Raw genomic sequence first — 17,642 nt, 5'->3', positions numbered from 1 at the left:
ACGGTTTACTTTTCGCCGCGTGCTGGTATGAGGCATGCAACCGTTGGCATCATTGGGACCCGTATCATGAGCACGATCATCGACATCCACGCACGCGAAATACTGGACAGCCGGGGCAACCCGACGGTCGAAGTGGACGTGATTCTGGAAGACGGCACCATGGGCCGCGCCGCTGTGCCTTCAGGGGCGTCGACCGGCGCCTACGAGGCGGTGGAAAAGCGCGATGGTGACAAATCTCGTTACATGGGCAAGGGCGTGCTGGAAGCGGTTGCTGCCGTTAACGGTGAGATCGCCGAAGAACTGGTGGGCTTTGACGCGACCGAGCAGGTGGCCATCGATCAGGCGATGATTGAACTCGACGGGACCGAGAACAAGGGCCGTCTGGGCGCGAACGCTATCCTGGGTGTCTCGCTGGCGACGGCTAAGGCGGCTGCGGATTTCACCACGCAGCCTCTGTACCGCTATGTTGGCGGTACCTCGGCGCGCGTGCTGCCGGTGCCGATGATGAACATCATCAATGGCGGCGAACACGCCGACAACCCGATCGACATTCAGGAATTCATGATCATGCCGACCTCGGCCGCGAATATCCGCGAAGCCGTGCGCATGGGGTCGGAGGTGTTCCATACGCTCAAGCGTGAACTGTCGGCTGCCGGACTGGCCACCGGAGTGGGGGACGAAGGTGGTTTTGCCCCTAACATCGCTTCGACCCGTGAGGCACTGGATTTCATCCTGCAGGCGGTCGAAAAAGCGGGCTACAAACCCGGCGAAGAGATCCATCTGGCGCTGGACTGCGCCGCGACCGAATACTATCGCGACGGAAAATATGTTCTGTCGGGTGAAAACATCTCGCTGACCTCAGAGGAAAACGCAGAGTATCTGGCGACCTTGGTCAAAGATTACCCAATTATCTCGATCGAAGACGGCATGTCCGAGGACGATTGGGATGGCTGGAAAGCGCTAACTGATGCCATCGGCAACGAAGTACAACTGGTCGGCGACGACCTGTTCGTAACCAACCCAGAGCGTCTGGCAGAGGGGATCGATCGTGGCTGTGCCAACTCGATGCTGGTCAAGGTGAACCAGATTGGATCACTGACCGAAACTCTGCGCGCCGTCGATATGGCCCACCGTGCACGGTATACCAACGTGATGTCGCATCGCTCGGGCGAGACCGAAGATGCCACCATTGCCGATTTGGCAGTGGCGACCAACTGCGGGCAGATCAAAACCGGCTCGTTGGCGCGGTCGGACCGGTTGGCCAAATACAACCAGCTGATCCGCATCGAGGAATCGCTGGGTGAGGTCGCAGAATACGCCGGCGCGTCGATCCTAAAGCGCTGAGTTTGGCGTACTTGGTAAAACCAGATCAGGCCCCGGCAGAACGCCGGGGCCATTTTTTTTCTTTGCGTCATTGCCGATCCGTCTAAGCTGGGCATCGAAGGCCAACATGGGAGAGGGCGATTTATGACAACATCAAACGCATCGTTGGCGCTGGGGCGCTATTGATCCTGCCTCAGCTTGCAGGGGCTGATCGTCCGCCTCAGGCAGTGTGCCAGAAAATGGTGGAAGGCGATCCCAGCGGGCAGGTCACGATGGAGGAATGCCTGTGCACCTATAACGTCGCCAACACGGTTTTGGACGATGACATCAAAGAATTATTGTTCGAGTCCTGGTACACTGGTGAGAACATAACTGAACAATTGAATGCGCTGCCCAAATCCAAACGCGTGCCCCGGCAGTTCAAGACCATGGAGCAGACGTTCAATAAGAACTGCCGCTGATCGTTAAGCTAAACAAACATAAATGTCGTTATGTGTGAACTTGTTCCTATTGCGGCGCTGTGACTCCCGATAGTCTGCAAACATTGCAGAAAGGGGGACGATATGTCTGCTTCAAAGGTCTTTCTCGTAATTTCAATGCTTTGCGCGGGGATGCTGGCCGCATGTTCAGAGCCTGGAACCTATCCGATCACAGGGATGCAGGTTTCGCAGGATGATCCGGTGCAGGAAATGGCAAATCCGGCGGTAATCTTCCGGGGGGAATCGCGCTAAAGCGATTTGCTCATCAGCATGTAGCGATCGCGCGGTTTAAAACCTGACCGCAGATATAGTTTCTGCGCGGATTCGTTGGTCCGATCGACCTCAAGATGCAGGGCGGTCAGACCGGCCTCGGCCAGCGCCTTGGGGAGATCATGCAGCACTTCGGTGGCGATACCGCGTCCGCGAACGGCGGGGCGGATGTAAATCTCATCCACAAAGGCATCCATGCCACCAAACTCGACCGACCAGCCGAAGGTGAGGATGACATAGCCCAGCGGCGCGCGGCCCGGACCGATCAGATATATGCACCCATGGGGTATTCCATCCAGCAGAGGGGCCAGCGCATTGCGACGTTTGTCGTCATCCTGCGCGATGCCGGATTCCGAGTGAAACGCTGCGACCAGCGCCATCAGTCGGTCCAGATCGTCGGGGCGGGCAAGGCGGAGTGCGGCGGTCATAGGCGGGCAAGTCTTTCTGTGAGAAGGTCGAAGAAACCTTGGGCATCCACGTCACCCATGAACATGGCGTTTGGTGCGCGATCAGTGACCCGCCACCAGTCGGCCACTGTCATACCCAACGTCAATTCTGATTGGGTTTCGATCTCAACATTGATGTGGCGGCCCGAGAACAGATCGGGCCGGATCAGATAGGCGGTGACGCAGGGGTCGTGCAGCGGTGCGCCCTCCGAACCGTATTTTTCCTTGTCGAAACGTTCGAAGAAATCGGTCATCTCTGCCACTGCATGACCAACCTTGCTGTCCAATGCCCGGAATGCATCGTTGCGATGGGGCGTGACAAGCGCATCATGTGTGACATCCAATGGCATTACGACGATATGAACGCCGGATTTAAACACAATATCAGCGGCTTCTGGGTCGACATAAATGTTGAATTCGGCTGCTGGTGTGATGTTTCCAACCTCAAAATACGCACCACCCATCAGCACGATTTCCTGCACCCGGTCAATAATATCGGGAGCTTTTTTGAACGCTGTTGCGATGTTGGTCAGCGGCCCCAGAGGGCAGAGCGTCACAGTGCCGGGCTCATGTGCGCGTAGGGTATCGATGATAAAATCGACCGCGTGACCTTCGGCCAGAGGCATTTCAGGATCTGGCAAAACAGGGCCGTCGAGCCCTGTTTTACCATGCACATGCTCGGCGGTGACGAGCGGGCGTTTCAGGGGGCGATCGCATCCGGCGTAGACGGGGATATCGGTGTGCCCCGCCAACTCGCACACGACGCGGGCGTTTTTGGCGGTCAGCTCCAAAGGCACGTTTCCAGCGACGGCGGTGATACCCAGAACCTCGATCTCTTCGGGGCTGGCAAGCGCCAGAAGAATGGCGACGGCGTCGTCCTGTCCGGGATCGGTGTCGATTATGATCTTGCGGGGCATAGGGGTCTCCGGGGGCGGTGAAGGTCGGACACTCGCAAGTGTCGCGGGACTTGTCTAGCCGAATTACGTGCCTGCCGGAGCATCCACCGGCGGGAGTTTGCCGTTGGCGCGGTGTTCCTCGATTTTCACCTCGTCCCACAGTGCGTCCATTTCGGCCAGATCACTTTGGGTGGGCGTTTTTCCGCGTTCGGCCAGCCGGGCTTCGACCTTCTCAAAACGACGAGTAAACTTGGCGTTTGTGCGGCGCAGGGCGGCCTCGGGTTCGATGCCTAAGTGGCGGCCGAGGTTGACAATCACGAACAGCAGATCGCCGAATTCATCCTCAAGCGCGTCGGCATCCATGCTGTCGCGCGCCTCTTCCAGCTCAGCGGCTTCCTCGGTGATCTTGGCGAGCACATGGCTGGCGTCAGGCCAGTCGAACCCTACGCGCGCGGCACGTTTCTGCAGCTTATGTGCGCGTAGCAGGGCGGGCAGGTTGGCGGCGACACCGTCTAGTGCACCTTTTTGTTCTTTGCCCGCACGTTCGGCGGCTTTGATGGTTTCCCAGTCCTTTGTCTGTTGATCCGCCGACTTGTCTCGGGACTCATCACCGAAGACATGTGGGTGACGGGTAACCATCTTGTCCGACATGGTGCGCACCACGTCCTGAAAGGTAAAATGCCCAGCCTCTTCAGCCATTTGCGCGTGGAAGACGGATTGGAACAGCAGGTCGCCCAGCTCTCCCTTCAATTCGTCATAAGCCTCGCGTTCGATGGCATCGGCGACTTCATAGGCTTCTTCGATCGTATAGGGCGCGATGGTCGAAAAATCCTGTTCGATATCCCACGGGCAACCGGATTGAGGGTCGCGTAGGCGGCGCATGATTTCCAGCAAACGCTCGATACCTGCGTCCGTGTCGTGGATCAGAGGATTTTCGGCCATTGCGAACCCTTTCGTTCCGGTGTCAGATGCATCCATCCCGCAGTCAGGATCAGGAGTCCACCCCAGATGCCCGTCGTCAACCGAATTGCCGATTACGCCGCTGATATGGCCAAGTGGCGCCAGCACCTTCACACCATCCCCGAATTGGAGTTCGAATGCTATGAGACCGCCGCCTTTGTGGCCGAGCGTCTGCGCGAGTTTGGGGTGGATGAACTGCATGAGGGAATCGCCAAAACCGGCATGGTCGCGATCATCAACGGGCAGGGCGAGGGACCGACTATTGGTCTGCGCGCTGACATGGATGCATTGCCGATTACCGAGGAAACGGGCGTGGACTACGCCTCGAAGAACCCCGGTAAGATGCATGCCTGCGGTCATGACGGGCACACAACCATGCTGCTGGGTGCTGCGCGCTATCTGGCCGAAACGCGGAATTTCGCGGGCCGCGTTGCGCTGATCTTTCAGCCTGCCGAGGAAGAGGGCGGCGGCGCGGGCGTGATGGTTGAAGAAGGCATCATGGATCGGTTCAATATCTCTCAGGTTTACGGCATCCATAACACTCCGGGTCGGCCCGAAGGGCTGTTCGAAACCACGCCGGGGCCGCTGATGGCCGCAGTAGATACGTTTGAGATCCATATTCAGGGCGTGGGCGGCCACGGGGCAATGCCGCATGAGACGCGCGACCCAGTGATGGCAGCTTGCGGGATGGCGCAGGCGATCCAAACTATCGTCAGCCGCAACCACTATGCGCTGGACGATCTGGTGGTGTCGGTGACGCAGATACACACCGGAACAGTGAATAACGTGATACCTGATACCGCTTATCTGAACGGCACCGTTCGCACCTTTGATCCGGCCGTGCAAAGGATGGTCAAAGAGAGAATGGCGCAGATCGTGGCGGGGCAGGCGGCCTCGTACGGTGTTGAAGCCAAACTGGACTATCAGGAGGGTTATCCCGCCACTATCAACGACGCCGACAAGGCGGCATTCGCGGCTGAAGTGGCGCGGGATGTATCCGGCGCGGAACGCGTGAAAGATGATGCTGGGCGTGAGATGGGGGCAGAGGATTTTTCCTACATGCTGCAGGCCCGACCCGGTGCTTACCTGTTCATGGGGCAAGGAGATGGCGCGGGGCTGCACCATCCGAAATACAACTTCAATGACGACGTCGCGCCGATCGGAGCGTCCTTCTTCGCACGGATCGTCGAAAAGGCACAGCCGTTGGGCTGACAGGGAAAAGACATGGCACTGGAAGATGCAAAGAACCAGGTGGATGAGGCATTCACCAACCCCGATCTTAAGGGGCTGTCCTATGAAAACACCTTTGGCGGCGCGACTTCATTCCTGCGGCGGCTTTATACCAAAGACCTGACTGGTGCGGATATTGCTGTAACCGGCGTGCCTTTCGATCAGGCGGTGACAAACCGCCCCGGAACCCGGCTTGGCCCTCGCGCGATCCGTGAGGCGAGCGCGCTGCAATCGCCGGATGCGCCTTATGGCTGGCCTTTTGATGCTCTGAGTGAGCTGGCCATCGTGGATTATGGCGACATGGCCTATGACTACGCCAATATCCCGGCCTTTCCCGACACGCTGACCGACCACATTCGGACCATTCTGAAGGCCGATGTCGCTTCGGTCACGCTGGGCGGGGATCATTATATCAGCTTCCCGATCCTCAAAGCTTATGCCGAGAAATATGGGCCGATGTCGCTGCTGCAATTTGATGCGCATACGGACACCTGGGCCGATGACGACATGTCCCGCGTGGATCACGGGACGATGTTCTACAAGGCAGTGAAATCGGGGTTGGTTGATCCGAAACGCTCGGTTCAGGTGGGCATTCGCACTACAAACGAAGACACGTTGGGCGTCAACATCATCGACGCGCGCGAGGTTTACGAATCCGGCCCAGCCGCCGTGGCGCAGAAGATCAGGGGTATTCTGGGCGACAGCCCCGTGTACCTGAGCTTCGACATCGACGGTCTGGATCCTGCTTTTGCGCCCGGTACTGGTACGCCGGTCTGGGGTGGGCTGAGTTCGATTCAGGCGCAAATCATCCTGCGCGACATTGCCGGGATCAACCTCAAAGGTGGCGACGTGGTCGAGGTTTCTCCGCCGTATGACACCTCTGGTGCGACGGCGATTGCGGGGGCTCATGTGGCAACACAGATCATTTGCCTTTTGGGGTGGAACAAGCTGGTGAAGCCTTAACCTTTGGTTAGGCATAATCCCGGTATCTGCTTGGTGAGGCACCGGATCGGAGACATTACATGACCCAATACAACCAACCGATTGGCGGCAATGATCTGGCACGGTTTTCGGGGCCGAACACGTTTATGCGGTTGCCACAGGCGTCGTCGCTGGACGGGCTGGATGTGGCGATCCTGGGGGTTCCGATGGATATCGGCACTTCGTGGCGGTCGGGCACACGGTTCGGACCCAAGCAGATTCGCAGCGAAAGTGCGATGATCCGGCCCTATAACATGGCCAATGGCGCGGCACCGTTCGACCATTTGCAGATCGCAGATATCGGCGATCTGGCGATCAACACTTTCTCGCTTGCCGATAGTCTTAGGGTCATCAAGGAAAGCTATGACGGCATTCTGGCGCAAGGTGTCATCCCGGTGGCGATGGGTGGGGATCACTCGATCACTTTGCCGATCCTGCGGGCGATGGCAGCCAAGCACGGGCCTGTGGCTCTGGTGCACGTGGACGCCCATGCCGACGTGAATGATGAGATGTTCGGTGAAAAGGAAACCCACGGCACTGTCTTCCGCCGCGCCTATGAGGAAGGGCTGATTGTCCCTGACAAGACCTTTCAGATCGGCATTCGAGGTTCGGGTTACGCCGCCAGCGACTTTACCGAGGCACAGGGTTGGGGGTTCCGTCAGTACCCGGCGTGGGAGCTGTGGCAACAGAACCTGACCGAAATCGGCTCTTTGATCCGTAAAACGGTTGACGATCACCCGGTCTATATCACCTACGATATCGACAGCCTTGACCCGGCTTATGCACCCGGAACGGGCACGCCCGAGATCGCAGGTCTGACCACTCCGCAGGCGCTGCAGTTAATCCATGCGCTGGCGGACATGAACGTGGTGGGCTGCGATCTGGTCGAAGTAACTCCACCCTATGATCCGTCGGGCAATACGGCACTGACCGCAGCCAATCTACTGTTCGAGATGCTGTGCATTCTGCCCGGAGTGACGTCACGATAGGGGTGCGACGCCATCCTCTGACCGAGTAAGCAGGGCATAGCGGGAATGAATGGGCAGATGAAAATGGTGCTGTGGCTGTTGATTGCGGTGGGCCTTGCAATGGGTGCCTATATCAGACTTGCGCCTTCAGATCCTGTGCGCTGGCATGTGGCCCCTGAAGACGCGGAACGAGACCTGAAGGGTGGTGTCGTTCGGGTCGTCGAAACCGGTCCTGATGGGCTGGCGCGTCTCGACAAAATTGCGCGCGCAACACCACGCACCAGTGTGCTGGCCGGATCTCTAGAAGAGGGCATGATCACCTATATCACCCGTACCAAGGTGTTCGGGTTTCCCGACTACACCACCGTGCAGCAAGACGGCGATACGCTGCGTATCTATGCCAGATTAAGATTTGGCCGGAAAGATTTCGGCGTTAATCGGGACCGGGTCACCCAATGGCTTGCTTTGCTGCAACCCTGACGACAAACAGCCCTCTTGCACCTCGCGCCACATGGGCACGTTCAGCGACATCTGGCATTGGGCCATGAACATGCGGCCGTCGACCTGCAGGCATATCATCTCTCCCAACTCGATGCGGGTGCCGGATTTGTCGGTGCAATAGCAGTCTTGCACTTTGCCTCCGGGGCCAACAACATCGGCCATTCCGGGCGTCGCAATGAGTGTCAGGGCTAAGATCAGTCGCTTCATGGCCCAAGCCTAGCACAAGGCAGGGCCTTGACCAAAGCCTCTGGATGATAGACACCGCGCGGATGATCCCCGAAGAACGCCTTGAACAGATAACTCAGCGATTCCAATACCTCGAAGCGGCCATGGCGGATGGTGCCTCGGGCGGGGATATTGCAGCTTTGGCAAAGGAATATTCCGACCTCAAGCCGGTGGTCGATCAGATCATGGCGTGGCGTCAGCTGGTTTCTGATCTGGCCGAGGCCGAGGCGATGTTGGCCGATCCGGACATGAAAGAGCTGGCCGAAGAGGAAATTCCAGAACTGCAGGCGCGTATCCCCGAGGCGGAGCATGCCTTGCAGCTGGCGCTGTTGCCCAAAGACGCGGCTGATGCGCGCCCGGCAATGCTGGAAATACGCCCCGGCACCGGCGGGGATGAGGCCGCGCTGTTTGCCGGAGACTTGCTGCGCATGTATCAACGCTATGCCGAAGCGCGGGGCTGGCAGTTCGAGATCATCGAGGAACAAGCGTCTGATCTTGGTGGGATCAAAGAGGTGGTGGCACATATCAAGGGCGACAATGTCTTTGCGCGGATGAAGTACGAATCCGGCGTGCATCGCGTGCAGCGCGTGCCCGAAACCGAAAGCGGTGGGCGCATTCATACCTCGGCGGCGACGGTGGCGGTTTTGCCAGAGGCCGAGGATGTGGACATTCAGATCGATGCCAATGACATCCGAATTGACACGATGCGCAGCTCGGGCGCGGGGGGGCAGCACGTGAACACGACGGATTCGGCTGTGCGGATTACTCACTTGCCCAGCGGAATCGTGGTGACCAGTTCCGAGAAATCCCAGCACCGAAACCGTGAGATAGCGATGCAGGTGCTGAAAACGCGCCTTTATGATCTTGAACGGCAGCGGATCGACAGCGAACGCTCGGCGGATCGCGCCAGTCAGGTCGGTTCAGGTGACCGGTCGGAACGGATTAGGACGTATAACTTCCCGCAAGGCCGCATGACGGATCACCGCATTAACCTGACGCTTTATAAGCTGGATCAGGTGATGCAGGGCGATCTGGATGAGGTGATCGACGCGCTGACCGCAGATGATCAGGCTCGGCTTCTGGCCGAAATGGCGCAATGATTGCTGCGCTGACAGCCGCGCAGGCCATGGTCGCTGCAACCGCACGTTTGCGCGCAGCCGGTGTGCCTGATCCAGCGCGGGATGCGCGGGTGCTGCTGGCGCATGCGGCGCGGATCGAGGCCAGTCGGGTGACGCTGATCGCGCCCGAGGAACTGCCGGAGGATATCGCGGAACGCTACGATCAATTGATCTCGCTAAGGGCCATCCGAGTGCCGGTATCGCATCTGCTGGGCGAGCGTGAATTCTATGGTCGGCGGTTTCGGGTCAGTCGCGATGTGCTGGACCCGCGCCCGGAGACCGAAGCATTGATCGAGGCGGCGCTGAGCGAGCCGTTTGATCATGTACTCGATTTGGGTGTGGGCTCGGGCTGTATCCTGATCACCTTGCTGGCCGAGCGGGCGAGTGCCTCGGGCGTCGGCGCCGACCTCAGCGAAGCTGCCTGTCTGCAGGCCAGCGCCAATGCAGTACAGCATCAGGTGCAGGCGCGCGTCGAGATTCGGCAATCTGACTGGTTCGAAAACATTGAAGGTCAGTTCGATCTGATTGTTTCGAATCCGCCCTATATTTCAGCGGACGAGATGCACGCGCTTTCCCCTGAAGTGCGCGAGCATGAGCCGCGCATGGCGCTGACGGATGAGGGCGACGGTCTGGATGCCTATCGCCGTATTGCGGCGTCGGCCCCGGATTATCTGATGCCCGGCGGGCGTATCCTGGTTGAAATTGGCCCGACACAGGGCGCTTATGTTTCTGCCCTTTTTGATGCCGCTGGTTTGACCGGCGTAAAGGTGATCCCCGATCTGGACAGGCGTGATCGTGTTGTGGGGGCCAGAATGCCGCCTTCTAAGCGAAACTGAGGCCGAAAAATGCCGATTGATGTAAAAAAGCTGCGACATTTTCGAGAATCCCCTTGTCTGAACGCTCAGGACATGTTTACTCAGGATTAGTCGGCGAGGTTGACGCTGTTTCAGCGCACCCCTGACGCCAAGCCCAAAAAGTCGATAGCGCGTAACGGCACAAGCCACTGAGCAGCGTTAGATACGGGTTGATCGACAGTGAATTGATAAGGCTGACGTAAAGTAAGATGAGATCTTCCAAATCCCGCTCGCGGGCCAAGAACAACCGCAATCGTCCTTCTGGCGGAAACGTCGTAAACCGGGTTTTTGACAGCTCGGGCCCCGAAGGCAAGGTGCGTGGCACACCGCAGCAGATCATTGACAAATACAACCAATTGGCGCGCGACGCTCAGCTGTCGAATGACCGCGTGGCAGCTGAGAACTTTCAGCAACACGCCGAGCACTATCTGCGCATGCTAAGCGAAGCGCAGCGCGAGATCGAAGCGCGCCGCGAAGAGCAAGAGCGTCAGAACCGCGAACGACAGGCCGAGCGTGATCGTGAACGCGCGGAGCGTCAGGAACGCGAAGCAGCCCGTCAGGCCGATCCGGCCGAGGCTCCGCAGCCGGACGTTGTGGATTTCGGGAATGAGGCGGCTGCGCCCGATACAGGGCTGGTCGAGACGCCGGAAAGCAAGGATGCCGAGCAACCCGAAGCGACCGAGCGTAAGGAAAAGCCGCGCCGCCCGCGCACCCGGAAGCCAAAGGCTGCCACCCCTGCGGCTGAGGATGCACCCGCTGACAAGGGCGACGCACCCGAGGCAGCTGAATAAGCGCTTTTCGATCATGAATTGAATGAAAACCCCGGGCAAAGGCCTGGGGTTTTTTCGTTCAGGGTTTGCGAATTTCGCGCGCGAGCGCGCAGAAGGCTTCGAGCGGGATCTGCTCGGCCCGGTCGGTGGGTTTGATTCCGGCTGCGATCAGGCGGTCCTCGATATCTGGCGCTGCCCCTTTGAGTGAGGCCCGCAGCATTTTGCGGCGCTGATTGAAGGCTGTGGCAACCACGCGCGACAGGGTTGCGGCGTCAGCGGGATAGCGGGGTTCGGGCAGGGCAGTCAGGTGAACCACGGCGCTTGAGACCTTGGGCGGTGGAGTGAAGGCTCCGGGTGGCAGGGACATTGCAATGCGCGCTTCGGCCCGCCATTGGGCAAGGATGGCGAGGCGGCCATAGGCCTTGCTGCCGGGTTGGGCGACGATCCGCTCGGCCACTTCACGTTGAAACATAAGGGTCAGGCTCTGCCAGAAGGGCGGCCATTCGGGCGGGGTGAGCCAGCGGATCAGAAGCTCGGTCCCGACATTGTAGGGAAGGTTCGCGGCCACCCGGATCGGAGGTGTCAGGTGGGCCAGCGGGTCGATTTCCAGCGCGTCGCCGTTGATCACTTCCAGCTGGCCCGGATAGGCGGTGGCGATGTCGTTCAGGGCGGCGATGCAGCGGGTGTCCTTTTCCACGGCCACGACCTTGCGCGCGCCTTCGGACAGAAGCCCGCGAGTCAGACCACCGGGGCCGGGGCCGATTTCAAGGACATCGCATTGAGTCAGATCACCCGCCTGCCGCGCGATCTTGGCGGTCAAGTTGAGGTCGAGCAGGAAGTTCTGGCCCAGCGACTTGCGGGCCGAAAGCTGGTGAGTTGCGATAACCTCGCGCAGCGGGGGGAGGGAGTCGATGGCGCTCATGACTTTAGCGTTGTTCGGAATGGAGGGGGAGCGCCAGAGATTTTTTGCCTCCGGCGGAGGTATTTGGGGCCAGATGAAGCATTAGCGGGACTGCGCCATTCGCTGGGCGAGCTTCAGGGCCTCGATCAGGCTGTTGGGGGTCGCGCTGCTTTGGCCCGCGATGTCCAGAGCGGTGCCGTGATCCGGCGAGGTCCGGACGAAGGGCAGGCCCAAGGTTACGTTCACACCGCGGTCGAAATCCAGTGTCTTGATCGGGATCAGGGCTTGGTCGTGATACATTGCAATCGCGGCATCATATCGCGTGCGCGCCGCGGCGTGGAACATGGTGTCTGCCGGGTGGGGTCCGGTCACGGTGCAATCGACTGGATTGAGGTCTGCGATCAGTGGCGCGATCCAGTCAAGCTCTTCCGTACCCATTTTCCCGCCTTCGCCCGCATGGGGGTTCAGCCCCGCGATGGCGATGCGAGGGTGGGGGATGCCGAATTGGGTGCGCAGGCCTTGGGCGGTGATCTCGATGGTTTCTTGCAGCACTTCTGGGGTGAGTGCGCTTGGGACCTGGGAGAGCGGGATGTGGATGGTGGCCGGAACCACGCGGAGCTGTTCGCTGGCCAGCATCATCACCACGCGTGACCGGCCTGCCAAAGTAGCAAGAAATTCGGTATGGCCGGGGAAGGCAAAGCCCGCACCGTCGATCAGCGCCTTTTTGTGGATCGGCGCGGTACAGAGTGCAGACGCCGCGCCGGATTTCACCAGTTCAACACCTTTTTCGATCGAGTCGATGACCGAAAGGGCGTTTGCCGGATCAGGATAGCCGGGCGTGTTCGGGGCGGGGAAGTCGAAATGCAGAACCGGGAGGGCCGAGGCGCTGGCCGATATTGCCTCAGTCGGGTCGGCGATCCGGGCAATGGGTGTTTCTTCGGGCAGATGCGATGCGTCGCCGATATAGAAGAATGGACAGGTTTCGCGCAGGGCTGCCCAAGCTTTGGCTGCGATTTCGGCCCCGATCCCGGCGGGCTCACCGCAGCTTAGCGCGATTGGGGCGATCATTGTTCGATGATGACAGCGTCGGCCCTGAGCTGTTCCAGCAGGCTGTTTGCAAGGGCCTGTAACCGTTGCTGGGTCAGTGCGTTTGCCACGTCCACACGGGTGGTATCTTCGCCCAGGTTGCGGGTGCGATTGCACAGCATCAGGAACATCAGCGTCTGCCCGTTGTTGCGCGTCAGCGTGGCCGATGCCTCATTTGGATCAAGCTTGGCCAGCTCAAGCGCTACGTCGCGTGGAATCGCCGAGGGGCTTTGGGTAAGGCGTTCCAGCACGTCGGGCGATTGATCTTTGGCGATGCCGTAGAGGTCATCGCAGGTGTCGATCTCTTCCTTGAGCTTTTCGGCTTTCGCAAGCGTTTCGGCGCTGCGGCCACCGGGAAGGTAGTAGATCGCGTAGTCGATCTCGGAATAGGTTGGGGCACCTGCGGCAACTTCGCGGATGCCGCGCATCTGGAACAGAGCCACGGCGTTCGGGAGCGAAAGTGGGTCGGTGATCTCACCGTTTTTCAAGCCCAGAATGACGGGTTGCAGGGCCGGAGGCAGGTTGTTGAGCGACAGCCAATCCAGTCGCCCGCCATTCTCGCGTGTGGCAGCGGCAGAGTATTGCGTAGCAGCCGAAGAAAAGCTGTCTTGATCGGGAAGTTGTGAGATTTCATCGGCCAGGGCTTCAGCCTGCGCCAGGGTCTGCGGTGTTACCGGAATGATAATTTCGGACAACAGAACCTGCAGGCCGCCGCCGCCACCCTGACCCAGTGCGCGGTTGATCTCATCTTCCGAGGGGCGAGCCTGCGACAGAAAGCGGGTACTGACAAAGTCGCGCCAGGACAGTTGATCGGCAACAAAATCCCGGACGGTTTCCTTTGATACGCCCGCATCGTTGAGCAGCTGCAGAAACTCTTCGCTGCTAAGGTTGCCGCGCGAGGCGAATTCATCAATCCCGGTCTGGATATCTTCGGGTGCGGCTTCGATGCCGGCATCGCGCATCGCCTGTTTGCGCAGCCGATCCTCGATCAGGGCTTCGCGGACTTCGCGCTCGGAACTGCCCGGAACACCGAGCAGTTCGAGAAACTGCTGACGTTGTTGAAGTTCATACCAGGTGACAATGTCCTGATTGACCCGGATTGCAGGCGAGAACAGGCTTTGAGCCTGGACCTGTGGTGTGGCCATTGCAACAAGCGCGGCAGCCAGCACCGGCAGCACCGATCTACGGCAGCCAGAGCGGAGAGATTTTGTGAAACCTGAGATCAACTGCATCTTCTCTTAAACTTCTGTCCATCGCCTTCGACGGAATACCCTGTCAGGGCAACGGTAAAGCCGAATTCTGTCGAAGGCTCAATACTTGATGTGGAGGTAAAGCGTCTGTTGACGTTCACATTTACCTGCACACACTCATTTTCGTAGGTCACGCCGAACCCAAGGCGGAGTGGTTCGGATTCGCTGAAATCATAGCGTGCGCTAGCAAGGGTTAGCCAATTTTGGTCTACGCGGTAGCGGCCACCGACCCGTAGTTCCGAGATTTCATCATTATTTGCTTCAGCAGGATCAGGTTCGAGCCAGATGTACCCGCCGGAGATTGCCGTATCTCCATTAGACCAGCCTGCACGAATTTCAGCTTTGGTAAAACTGAAATCGCTGTTTAAAAGCCCACGCGCGGCCAATGTCAGCCCCTTGCCGTTATTCAATTGCCCGGCAAGCAGAATGTCGGACTTGGTACCCTGCAGCCCCGATGTGAGCGTGAAATCCGGATCCGCATCGGACCGGAAGACCTGTCCGATTGTCGCCAGCGCCCGCCAGCCGTCAGCGTTGTACCGAGACCAGTTCAGGCCCACAACGGCTGTTGCACCGTCTTCGCGGCGGTCGGGGGCCGGAAAGCGCGAAAGGGACAAAAGATTGCCCTGATCGAGTTCCTGAAAGGTACTTTCATCGTTGGGAACGTCATTGTTCGAAACATGCGTCCAACCAATTTGCGCGATTGGCTCAAGGATTTGTGTTGCACCGGACTGCTCGCGGCGCAGCATGGGGTAGCGCAGGGTAAAAGCTGCACGCGGGGTCGAGCGGGTTACATTGTTCGGAAACTCGCTGTCATTGCGGATATTGAAGGTATCCACTGACGCGCCCACCAATGCTTCTGCACGTAATCCGGTCGCAAAGGTCCAGTTGCGCAACCATTCCGCATCGAATGTTGCCCTGGCGACGTCGCGACCAATAATATCTTCGTCACTGGTTCGCGTGTGGGTGTGACCATCGAGGCTTAGTTCAACTTCACCCCCTAAGGTGCTGGGGAAGAATCGCTTTCGATAGTTGATGTCGAAGACACGCGATGGGATTTCATCCTGATTTTCGCTATCCCGAAGGGACTTGTAGTGGATGAAGCTGGTTCTGAATGCGGTATCACGCTTGATCCGCTCAAGTGCAATTTCGCTACGCAAGCGGTCAAAATCGGGCAAGCCGTAATCTGCCAGATACGAGTCATCCGAAGTTGTTTTGATATCGAATGTCAGCCGGTAGTCATTTCCAAGACCGAACCGGCCATCGGCGAAGAAATACCCCCGATCCTGACCGGGCTGCAGGTCGTCGCGTGTATAAGAGCCCCGCAGCCGAATGCGCCCGCGTTTGAATGCCTGTCGGTAACGAAACCCAAGTGTGCGGGTCTTGGACGACAGATACGGCGTCAGAGTCAGGTCCTTGTGATCTCCGATCTTGAAGAAATACGGCACCTGAACGCCAGTGCCCAGTTGCGAAGTGGTGCGGATCGACGGCACGAGAAAGCCGGTCGCCCGCTCAAGTGTCGGGTCGGGTAGGCGCAGCGTGGGAAAGTAGAAGACCGGGACATCAAGTATTCGGAACTGTGCGCCTTCGAAATAGAGCTGCCGTTCAAGCTGGTCATGGGTCACTTTACGGGCGCGAATTTGCCAGATCGGGGGTCTGCCATTCGCGCAGACATGACATGAGGTTGCGGCGACCTTGCTGAATTGCGTGTAGCGACCTGCCGCACGGGTGGCCTGGACTGAGGCGATCTGCACTTGCTGGTCAAAGACCATGCGCGCGCCCATCAAAAGGCCATTTTGTATCCCGCTGTCCAACTGCGCGGAATCGGCCAGCAATGTGCTGTTCCCGCCTTGATCGATCCGGATTGGGCCGGTCAGGGTCAGCTCGCCGGTTTCGCGATCATAGGTGACGCTTTGCGCTGTCAGTTTGACGTCGCCTTGGAAGGCCTCGACATTCCCCTCTGCGACCAGTTTGCGATCCGGGGTAATGAATATCTCATCGGCCACCAGTAGCGCGGGTTGATTCTGTTCAGTCGCGTCAGCCTCGCTGGCGGCACCTTCTGGTTCGGACTGTGCGGCAACTGCTGCTGGCAGCGAGAGGATCAGTGCGCTCGACAGCAACAAAGACAGGACGGAGCGCATCAGCCATCCTCCGCATGGAGCAACAGTCCCAGAGACAGTAGAATGCCCGCAAAGGGTGGGGCCCAAGCCGAGACCAGAATAGGTAATTGCCCGTTTTCGCCAAGAATTTGGGCGAAATTCCGGATGAAGTAGATACCGAACCCCAGCAATACAGCGGTCAGCACGGCAACTCCGGTGCCGCCGAACCGGACATGGCGCATTGTGAAGGCGGCCCCGATCAGAACCATCGAAACCAGAAACAGGGGTCGCGCAAGTTGTACTTGCAGCCAGACCTCATATTGCTTGGTTGAAAATCCCGCCTCGCCCAGATCACGAATCAACTGCGGCAGATCATAGACCGAAACTGAATCCTTTTGCCCGAGAGTGTCCAGAATCCGGTCTCTGGTCAGCGTTGTGGGTAGGTTCAGGATCTCATGGCTGGTGGCATTTGCTTCGGGATTGAGATCGTCCTGAATGGGCCAGATTTTGGCCTGATGCAAGGTCCAGAAACCATCCTCCAGATCAGCTTGCTGGGCCGAGATTTGCTGGTTCGGCTTGCCGTCGGATGAGAACGTTGTGATGGTCACGTTCTGCAGGGCGAACCGGTCGCCGTTGACAGTGCCGGTTGCGTGAATCACCGACTGACCGTTGGCTGAGCTCTGGCGCAGCCACAACCCCTCGCGGCTGATGGACAGGGCTGAGCCACCCTGGTTGCGATAGCCATCGGACAAGCGTTGGAACTCTTCCGATGTCGCGGCCGCGATGGGATTCAGCAAAGTCACAGCAAGTGCGCCGATGGTCAGCGCAAGCAACACGGGCGCTAGCAGGGCTCGGATACCGGATCGCCCGATTGCGCGGGTCACGACCAGTTCGGAGCTGCGGGCGAGGCCGACAAACAGCGCGATCGTGGCCAGGATCATCAGCAGAGGCAACATCTCGCTGATCGCGGCTGGTGTGTTCAGCAACGTCAGTTGCAGCAATTGGCCAAAGGATAGGTCAACACCATCGAACCGCCGCACCTGTTCAATCAGATCGATCAGGATCATCAAGGTCAGAAAAATACCGCCGATTACAAGAAAGCTTTGAATAAAGCGGCGGGCAAAATAGCGGTCGAGGATCACTTGGGCATCCCCGTCAAACCCCGGCATCCAAGAATCACAATCGGGCATGGAATCATGCGCGACGGCCTGTAACTGCCGATTGGTGTCACGTTCTCTCCCCCGAGCCTGCCGTTATTTTCGCGCGACCATAATGCAATTGCCCGGCG

The 17,642-nt window shown here is 58.8% G+C and carries 19 protein-coding genes; 10 read left to right on the top strand and 9 right to left on the bottom strand.

The features are described from left to right. Window positions 1-66 precede the first annotated feature (66 nt). The 3 genes from eno to ACRZ9U_RS02630 all read left to right on the top strand — a co-directional run bounded on the left by eno (window position 67) and on the right by ACRZ9U_RS02630 (window position 2,054). Entirely contained in the window at window positions 67-1,344 is a 1,278-nt protein-coding gene (gene eno / locus ACRZ9U_RS02640; RefSeq protein WP_170406273.1) for a phosphopyruvate hydratase, read from the top strand. Window positions 1,345-1,550: 206 nt separating this feature from the next. Then, a complete protein-coding gene (locus ACRZ9U_RS02635; RefSeq protein ID WP_170746922.1) occupies window positions 1,551-1,784 on the top strand; it encodes a hypothetical protein in 234 nt (77 codons plus the stop codon). A 102-nt stretch (window positions 1,785-1,886) separates the two neighbouring features. Beyond that, window positions 1,887-2,054 carry a hypothetical protein gene (locus ACRZ9U_RS02630; protein ID WP_170396730.1) on the top strand — a complete coding sequence of 56 codons (168 nt, stop codon included), beginning with the start codon at window positions 1,887-1,889 and terminating at the stop codon, window positions 2,052-2,054. Here the strand turns inward: ACRZ9U_RS02630 and ACRZ9U_RS02625 are convergent. The 3 genes from ACRZ9U_RS02625 to mazG all read right to left on the bottom strand — a co-directional run bounded on the left by ACRZ9U_RS02625 (window position 2,051) and on the right by mazG (window position 4,356). Continuing rightward, the gene (locus ACRZ9U_RS02625) at window positions 2,051-2,500 is read right to left on the bottom strand and encodes a GNAT family N-acetyltransferase (protein ID WP_170406268.1); all 450 of its coding nucleotides are present in this window, start codon (window positions 2,498-2,500) and stop codon (window positions 2,051-2,053) included. The two genes, ACRZ9U_RS02630 and ACRZ9U_RS02625, sit on opposite strands and share 4 nt — an antisense overlap. Next, window positions 2,497-3,435 carry a nucleoside hydrolase gene (locus ACRZ9U_RS02620; RefSeq protein WP_170406263.1) on the bottom strand — a complete coding sequence of 313 codons (939 nt, stop codon included), beginning with the start codon at window positions 3,433-3,435 and terminating at the stop codon, window positions 2,497-2,499. Before ACRZ9U_RS02620 ends, ACRZ9U_RS02625 begins: the two co-directional genes overlap by 4 nt. Window positions 3,436-3,498: 63 nt before the next feature. After that, on the bottom strand, window positions 3,499-4,356 hold the full coding sequence (gene mazG, locus ACRZ9U_RS02615) for a nucleoside triphosphate pyrophosphohydrolase (protein WP_170406260.1): 858 nt from the start codon (window positions 4,354-4,356) through the stop codon (window positions 3,499-3,501). Between the two features lie 66 nt (window positions 4,357-4,422). Here mazG and ACRZ9U_RS02610 point away from each other — a divergent pair, with 66 nt between their 5' ends. Genes ACRZ9U_RS02610 through ACRZ9U_RS02595 form a run of 4 tightly spaced genes read left to right on the top strand, consistent with a single transcriptional unit; the run spans window position 4,423 to window position 8,033 of the window. Next, complete coding sequence (locus ACRZ9U_RS02610) at window positions 4,423-5,586, top strand: M20 aminoacylase family protein (RefSeq protein WP_170406258.1); 1,164 nt, start codon at window positions 4,423-4,425, stop codon at window positions 5,584-5,586. A 12-nt stretch (window positions 5,587-5,598) separates the two neighbouring features. Continuing rightward, complete coding sequence (gene speB / locus ACRZ9U_RS02605; protein WP_170406255.1) at window positions 5,599-6,567, top strand: agmatinase; 969 nt, start codon at window positions 5,599-5,601, stop codon at window positions 6,565-6,567. Window positions 6,568-6,626: 59 nt separating this feature from the next. Further along, complete coding sequence (gene speB, locus ACRZ9U_RS02600) at window positions 6,627-7,574, top strand: agmatinase (protein WP_170406251.1); 948 nt, start codon at window positions 6,627-6,629, stop codon at window positions 7,572-7,574. A 45-nt stretch (window positions 7,575-7,619) separates the two neighbouring features. Further along, a complete protein-coding gene (locus tag ACRZ9U_RS02595; RefSeq protein ID WP_480438606.1) occupies window positions 7,620-8,033 on the top strand; it encodes a DUF1499 domain-containing protein in 414 nt (137 codons plus the stop codon). Here ACRZ9U_RS02595 and ACRZ9U_RS02590 read toward each other — a convergent pair. Next, entirely contained in the window at window positions 7,959-8,261 is a 303-nt protein-coding gene (locus ACRZ9U_RS02590; protein ID WP_170406248.1) for a hypothetical protein, read from the bottom strand. The two genes, ACRZ9U_RS02595 and ACRZ9U_RS02590, sit on opposite strands and share 75 nt — an antisense overlap. A gap of 62 nt (window positions 8,262-8,323) precedes the next feature. On the opposite strand from ACRZ9U_RS02590, the gene prfA reads away from it, so the two are divergent. The 3 genes from prfA to ACRZ9U_RS02575 all read left to right on the top strand — a co-directional run bounded on the left by prfA (window position 8,324) and on the right by ACRZ9U_RS02575 (window position 11,042). After that, window positions 8,324-9,379: a peptide chain release factor 1 gene (prfA, locus tag ACRZ9U_RS02585; protein WP_170406464.1), complete on the top strand. Its 1,056-nt coding sequence runs from the start codon at window positions 8,324-8,326 to the stop codon at window positions 9,377-9,379. Next, the gene (gene prmC / locus ACRZ9U_RS02580; protein ID WP_170406245.1) at window positions 9,376-10,233 is read left to right on the top strand and encodes a peptide chain release factor N(5)-glutamine methyltransferase; all 858 of its coding nucleotides are present in this window, start codon (window positions 9,376-9,378) and stop codon (window positions 10,231-10,233) included. Before prfA ends, prmC begins: the two co-directional genes overlap by 4 nt. Window positions 10,234-10,460: 227 nt before the next feature. Beyond that, window positions 10,461-11,042 (top strand): DUF4167 domain-containing protein, encoded by a 582-nt coding sequence (locus tag ACRZ9U_RS02575; protein ID WP_170396747.1) that lies wholly within the window; start codon window positions 10,461-10,463, stop codon window positions 11,040-11,042. Window positions 11,043-11,100: 58 nt separating this feature from the next. Here ACRZ9U_RS02575 and rsmA read toward each other — a convergent pair whose 3' ends face one another. From rsmA to lptG, 5 genes are all read right to left on the bottom strand, one after another. Next, window positions 11,101-11,943, bottom strand: coding sequence for a 16S rRNA (adenine(1518)-N(6)/adenine(1519)-N(6))-dimethyltransferase RsmA (gene rsmA, locus ACRZ9U_RS02570; protein ID WP_170406242.1), 843 nt, complete (start codon window positions 11,941-11,943; stop codon window positions 11,101-11,103). Window positions 11,944-12,024: 81 nt separating this feature from the next. After that, on the bottom strand, window positions 12,025-12,990 hold the full coding sequence (pdxA, locus tag ACRZ9U_RS02565; protein ID WP_170406239.1) for a 4-hydroxythreonine-4-phosphate dehydrogenase PdxA: 966 nt from the start codon (window positions 12,988-12,990) through the stop codon (window positions 12,025-12,027). Further along, window positions 12,987-14,240, bottom strand: a complete 1,254-nt coding sequence (locus tag ACRZ9U_RS02560) for a peptidylprolyl isomerase (RefSeq protein ID WP_170406236.1) — start codon at window positions 14,238-14,240, stop codon at window positions 12,987-12,989. Before ACRZ9U_RS02560 ends, pdxA begins: the two co-directional genes overlap by 4 nt. Continuing rightward, a complete protein-coding gene (locus ACRZ9U_RS02555) occupies window positions 14,231-16,396 on the bottom strand; it encodes an LPS assembly protein LptD (RefSeq protein ID WP_170406233.1) in 2,166 nt (721 codons plus the stop codon). The genes ACRZ9U_RS02560 and ACRZ9U_RS02555 overlap by 10 nt, the downstream gene beginning before the upstream one ends. Further along, complete coding sequence (lptG, locus tag ACRZ9U_RS02550; protein WP_170406461.1) at window positions 16,396-17,496, bottom strand: LPS export ABC transporter permease LptG; 1,101 nt, start codon at window positions 17,494-17,496, stop codon at window positions 16,396-16,398. Before lptG ends, ACRZ9U_RS02555 begins: the two co-directional genes overlap by 1 nt. Between the last annotated feature and the right edge of the window lie 146 nt (window positions 17,497-17,642).

Source organism: Ruegeria sp. D7 (genome assembly GCF_056534355.1).
The sequence above is the reverse complement of the archived record's forward strand: the minus strand, read 5'-3'. Positions and strand labels throughout refer to the sequence as shown.

What these genes read in the sequence shown, in the direction of transcription:
- ACRZ9U_RS02560 (WP_170406236.1), bottom strand. Translation starts at nt 14,240, where the DNA reads ATGCAGTTGATCTCAGGTTTCACAAAATCTCTCCGCTCTGGCTGCCGT.
- ACRZ9U_RS02620 (WP_170406263.1), bottom strand. Translation starts at nt 3,435, where the DNA reads ATGCCCCGCAAGATCATAATCGACACCGATCCCGGACAGGACGACGCC.
- ACRZ9U_RS02575 (WP_170396747.1), top strand. Translation starts at nt 10,461, where the DNA reads ATGAGATCTTCCAAATCCCGCTCGCGGGCCAAGAACAACCGCAATCGT.
- eno (WP_170406273.1), top strand. Translation starts at nt 67, where the DNA reads ATGAGCACGATCATCGACATCCACGCACGCGAAATACTGGACAGCCGG.
- ACRZ9U_RS02590 (WP_170406248.1), bottom strand. Translation starts at nt 8,261, where the DNA reads ATGAAGCGACTGATCTTAGCCCTGACACTCATTGCGACGCCCGGAATG.
- ACRZ9U_RS02555 (WP_170406233.1), bottom strand. Translation starts at nt 16,396, where the DNA reads ATGCGCTCCGTCCTGTCTTTGTTGCTGTCGAGCGCACTGATCCTCTCG.
- ACRZ9U_RS02610 (WP_170406258.1), top strand. Translation starts at nt 4,423, where the DNA reads ATGCCCGTCGTCAACCGAATTGCCGATTACGCCGCTGATATGGCCAAG.
- ACRZ9U_RS02625 (WP_170406268.1), bottom strand. Translation starts at nt 2,500, where the DNA reads ATGACCGCCGCACTCCGCCTTGCCCGCCCCGACGATCTGGACCGACTG.
- prfA (WP_170406464.1), top strand. Translation starts at nt 8,324, where the DNA reads ATGATCCCCGAAGAACGCCTTGAACAGATAACTCAGCGATTCCAATAC.
- prmC (WP_170406245.1), top strand. Translation starts at nt 9,376, where the DNA reads ATGATTGCTGCGCTGACAGCCGCGCAGGCCATGGTCGCTGCAACCGCA.
- speB (WP_170406255.1), top strand. Translation starts at nt 5,599, where the DNA reads ATGGCACTGGAAGATGCAAAGAACCAGGTGGATGAGGCATTCACCAAC.
- rsmA (WP_170406242.1), bottom strand. Translation starts at nt 11,943, where the DNA reads ATGAGCGCCATCGACTCCCTCCCCCCGCTGCGCGAGGTTATCGCAACT.
- pdxA (WP_170406239.1), bottom strand. Translation starts at nt 12,990, where the DNA reads ATGATCGCCCCAATCGCGCTAAGCTGCGGTGAGCCCGCCGGGATCGGG.
- speB (WP_170406251.1), top strand. Translation starts at nt 6,627, where the DNA reads ATGACCCAATACAACCAACCGATTGGCGGCAATGATCTGGCACGGTTT.
- mazG (WP_170406260.1), bottom strand. Translation starts at nt 4,356, where the DNA reads ATGGCCGAAAATCCTCTGATCCACGACACGGACGCAGGTATCGAGCGT.
- ACRZ9U_RS02595 (WP_480438606.1), top strand. Translation starts at nt 7,620, where the DNA reads ATGAATGGGCAGATGAAAATGGTGCTGTGGCTGTTGATTGCGGTGGGC.
- ACRZ9U_RS02630 (WP_170396730.1), top strand. Translation starts at nt 1,887, where the DNA reads ATGTCTGCTTCAAAGGTCTTTCTCGTAATTTCAATGCTTTGCGCGGGG.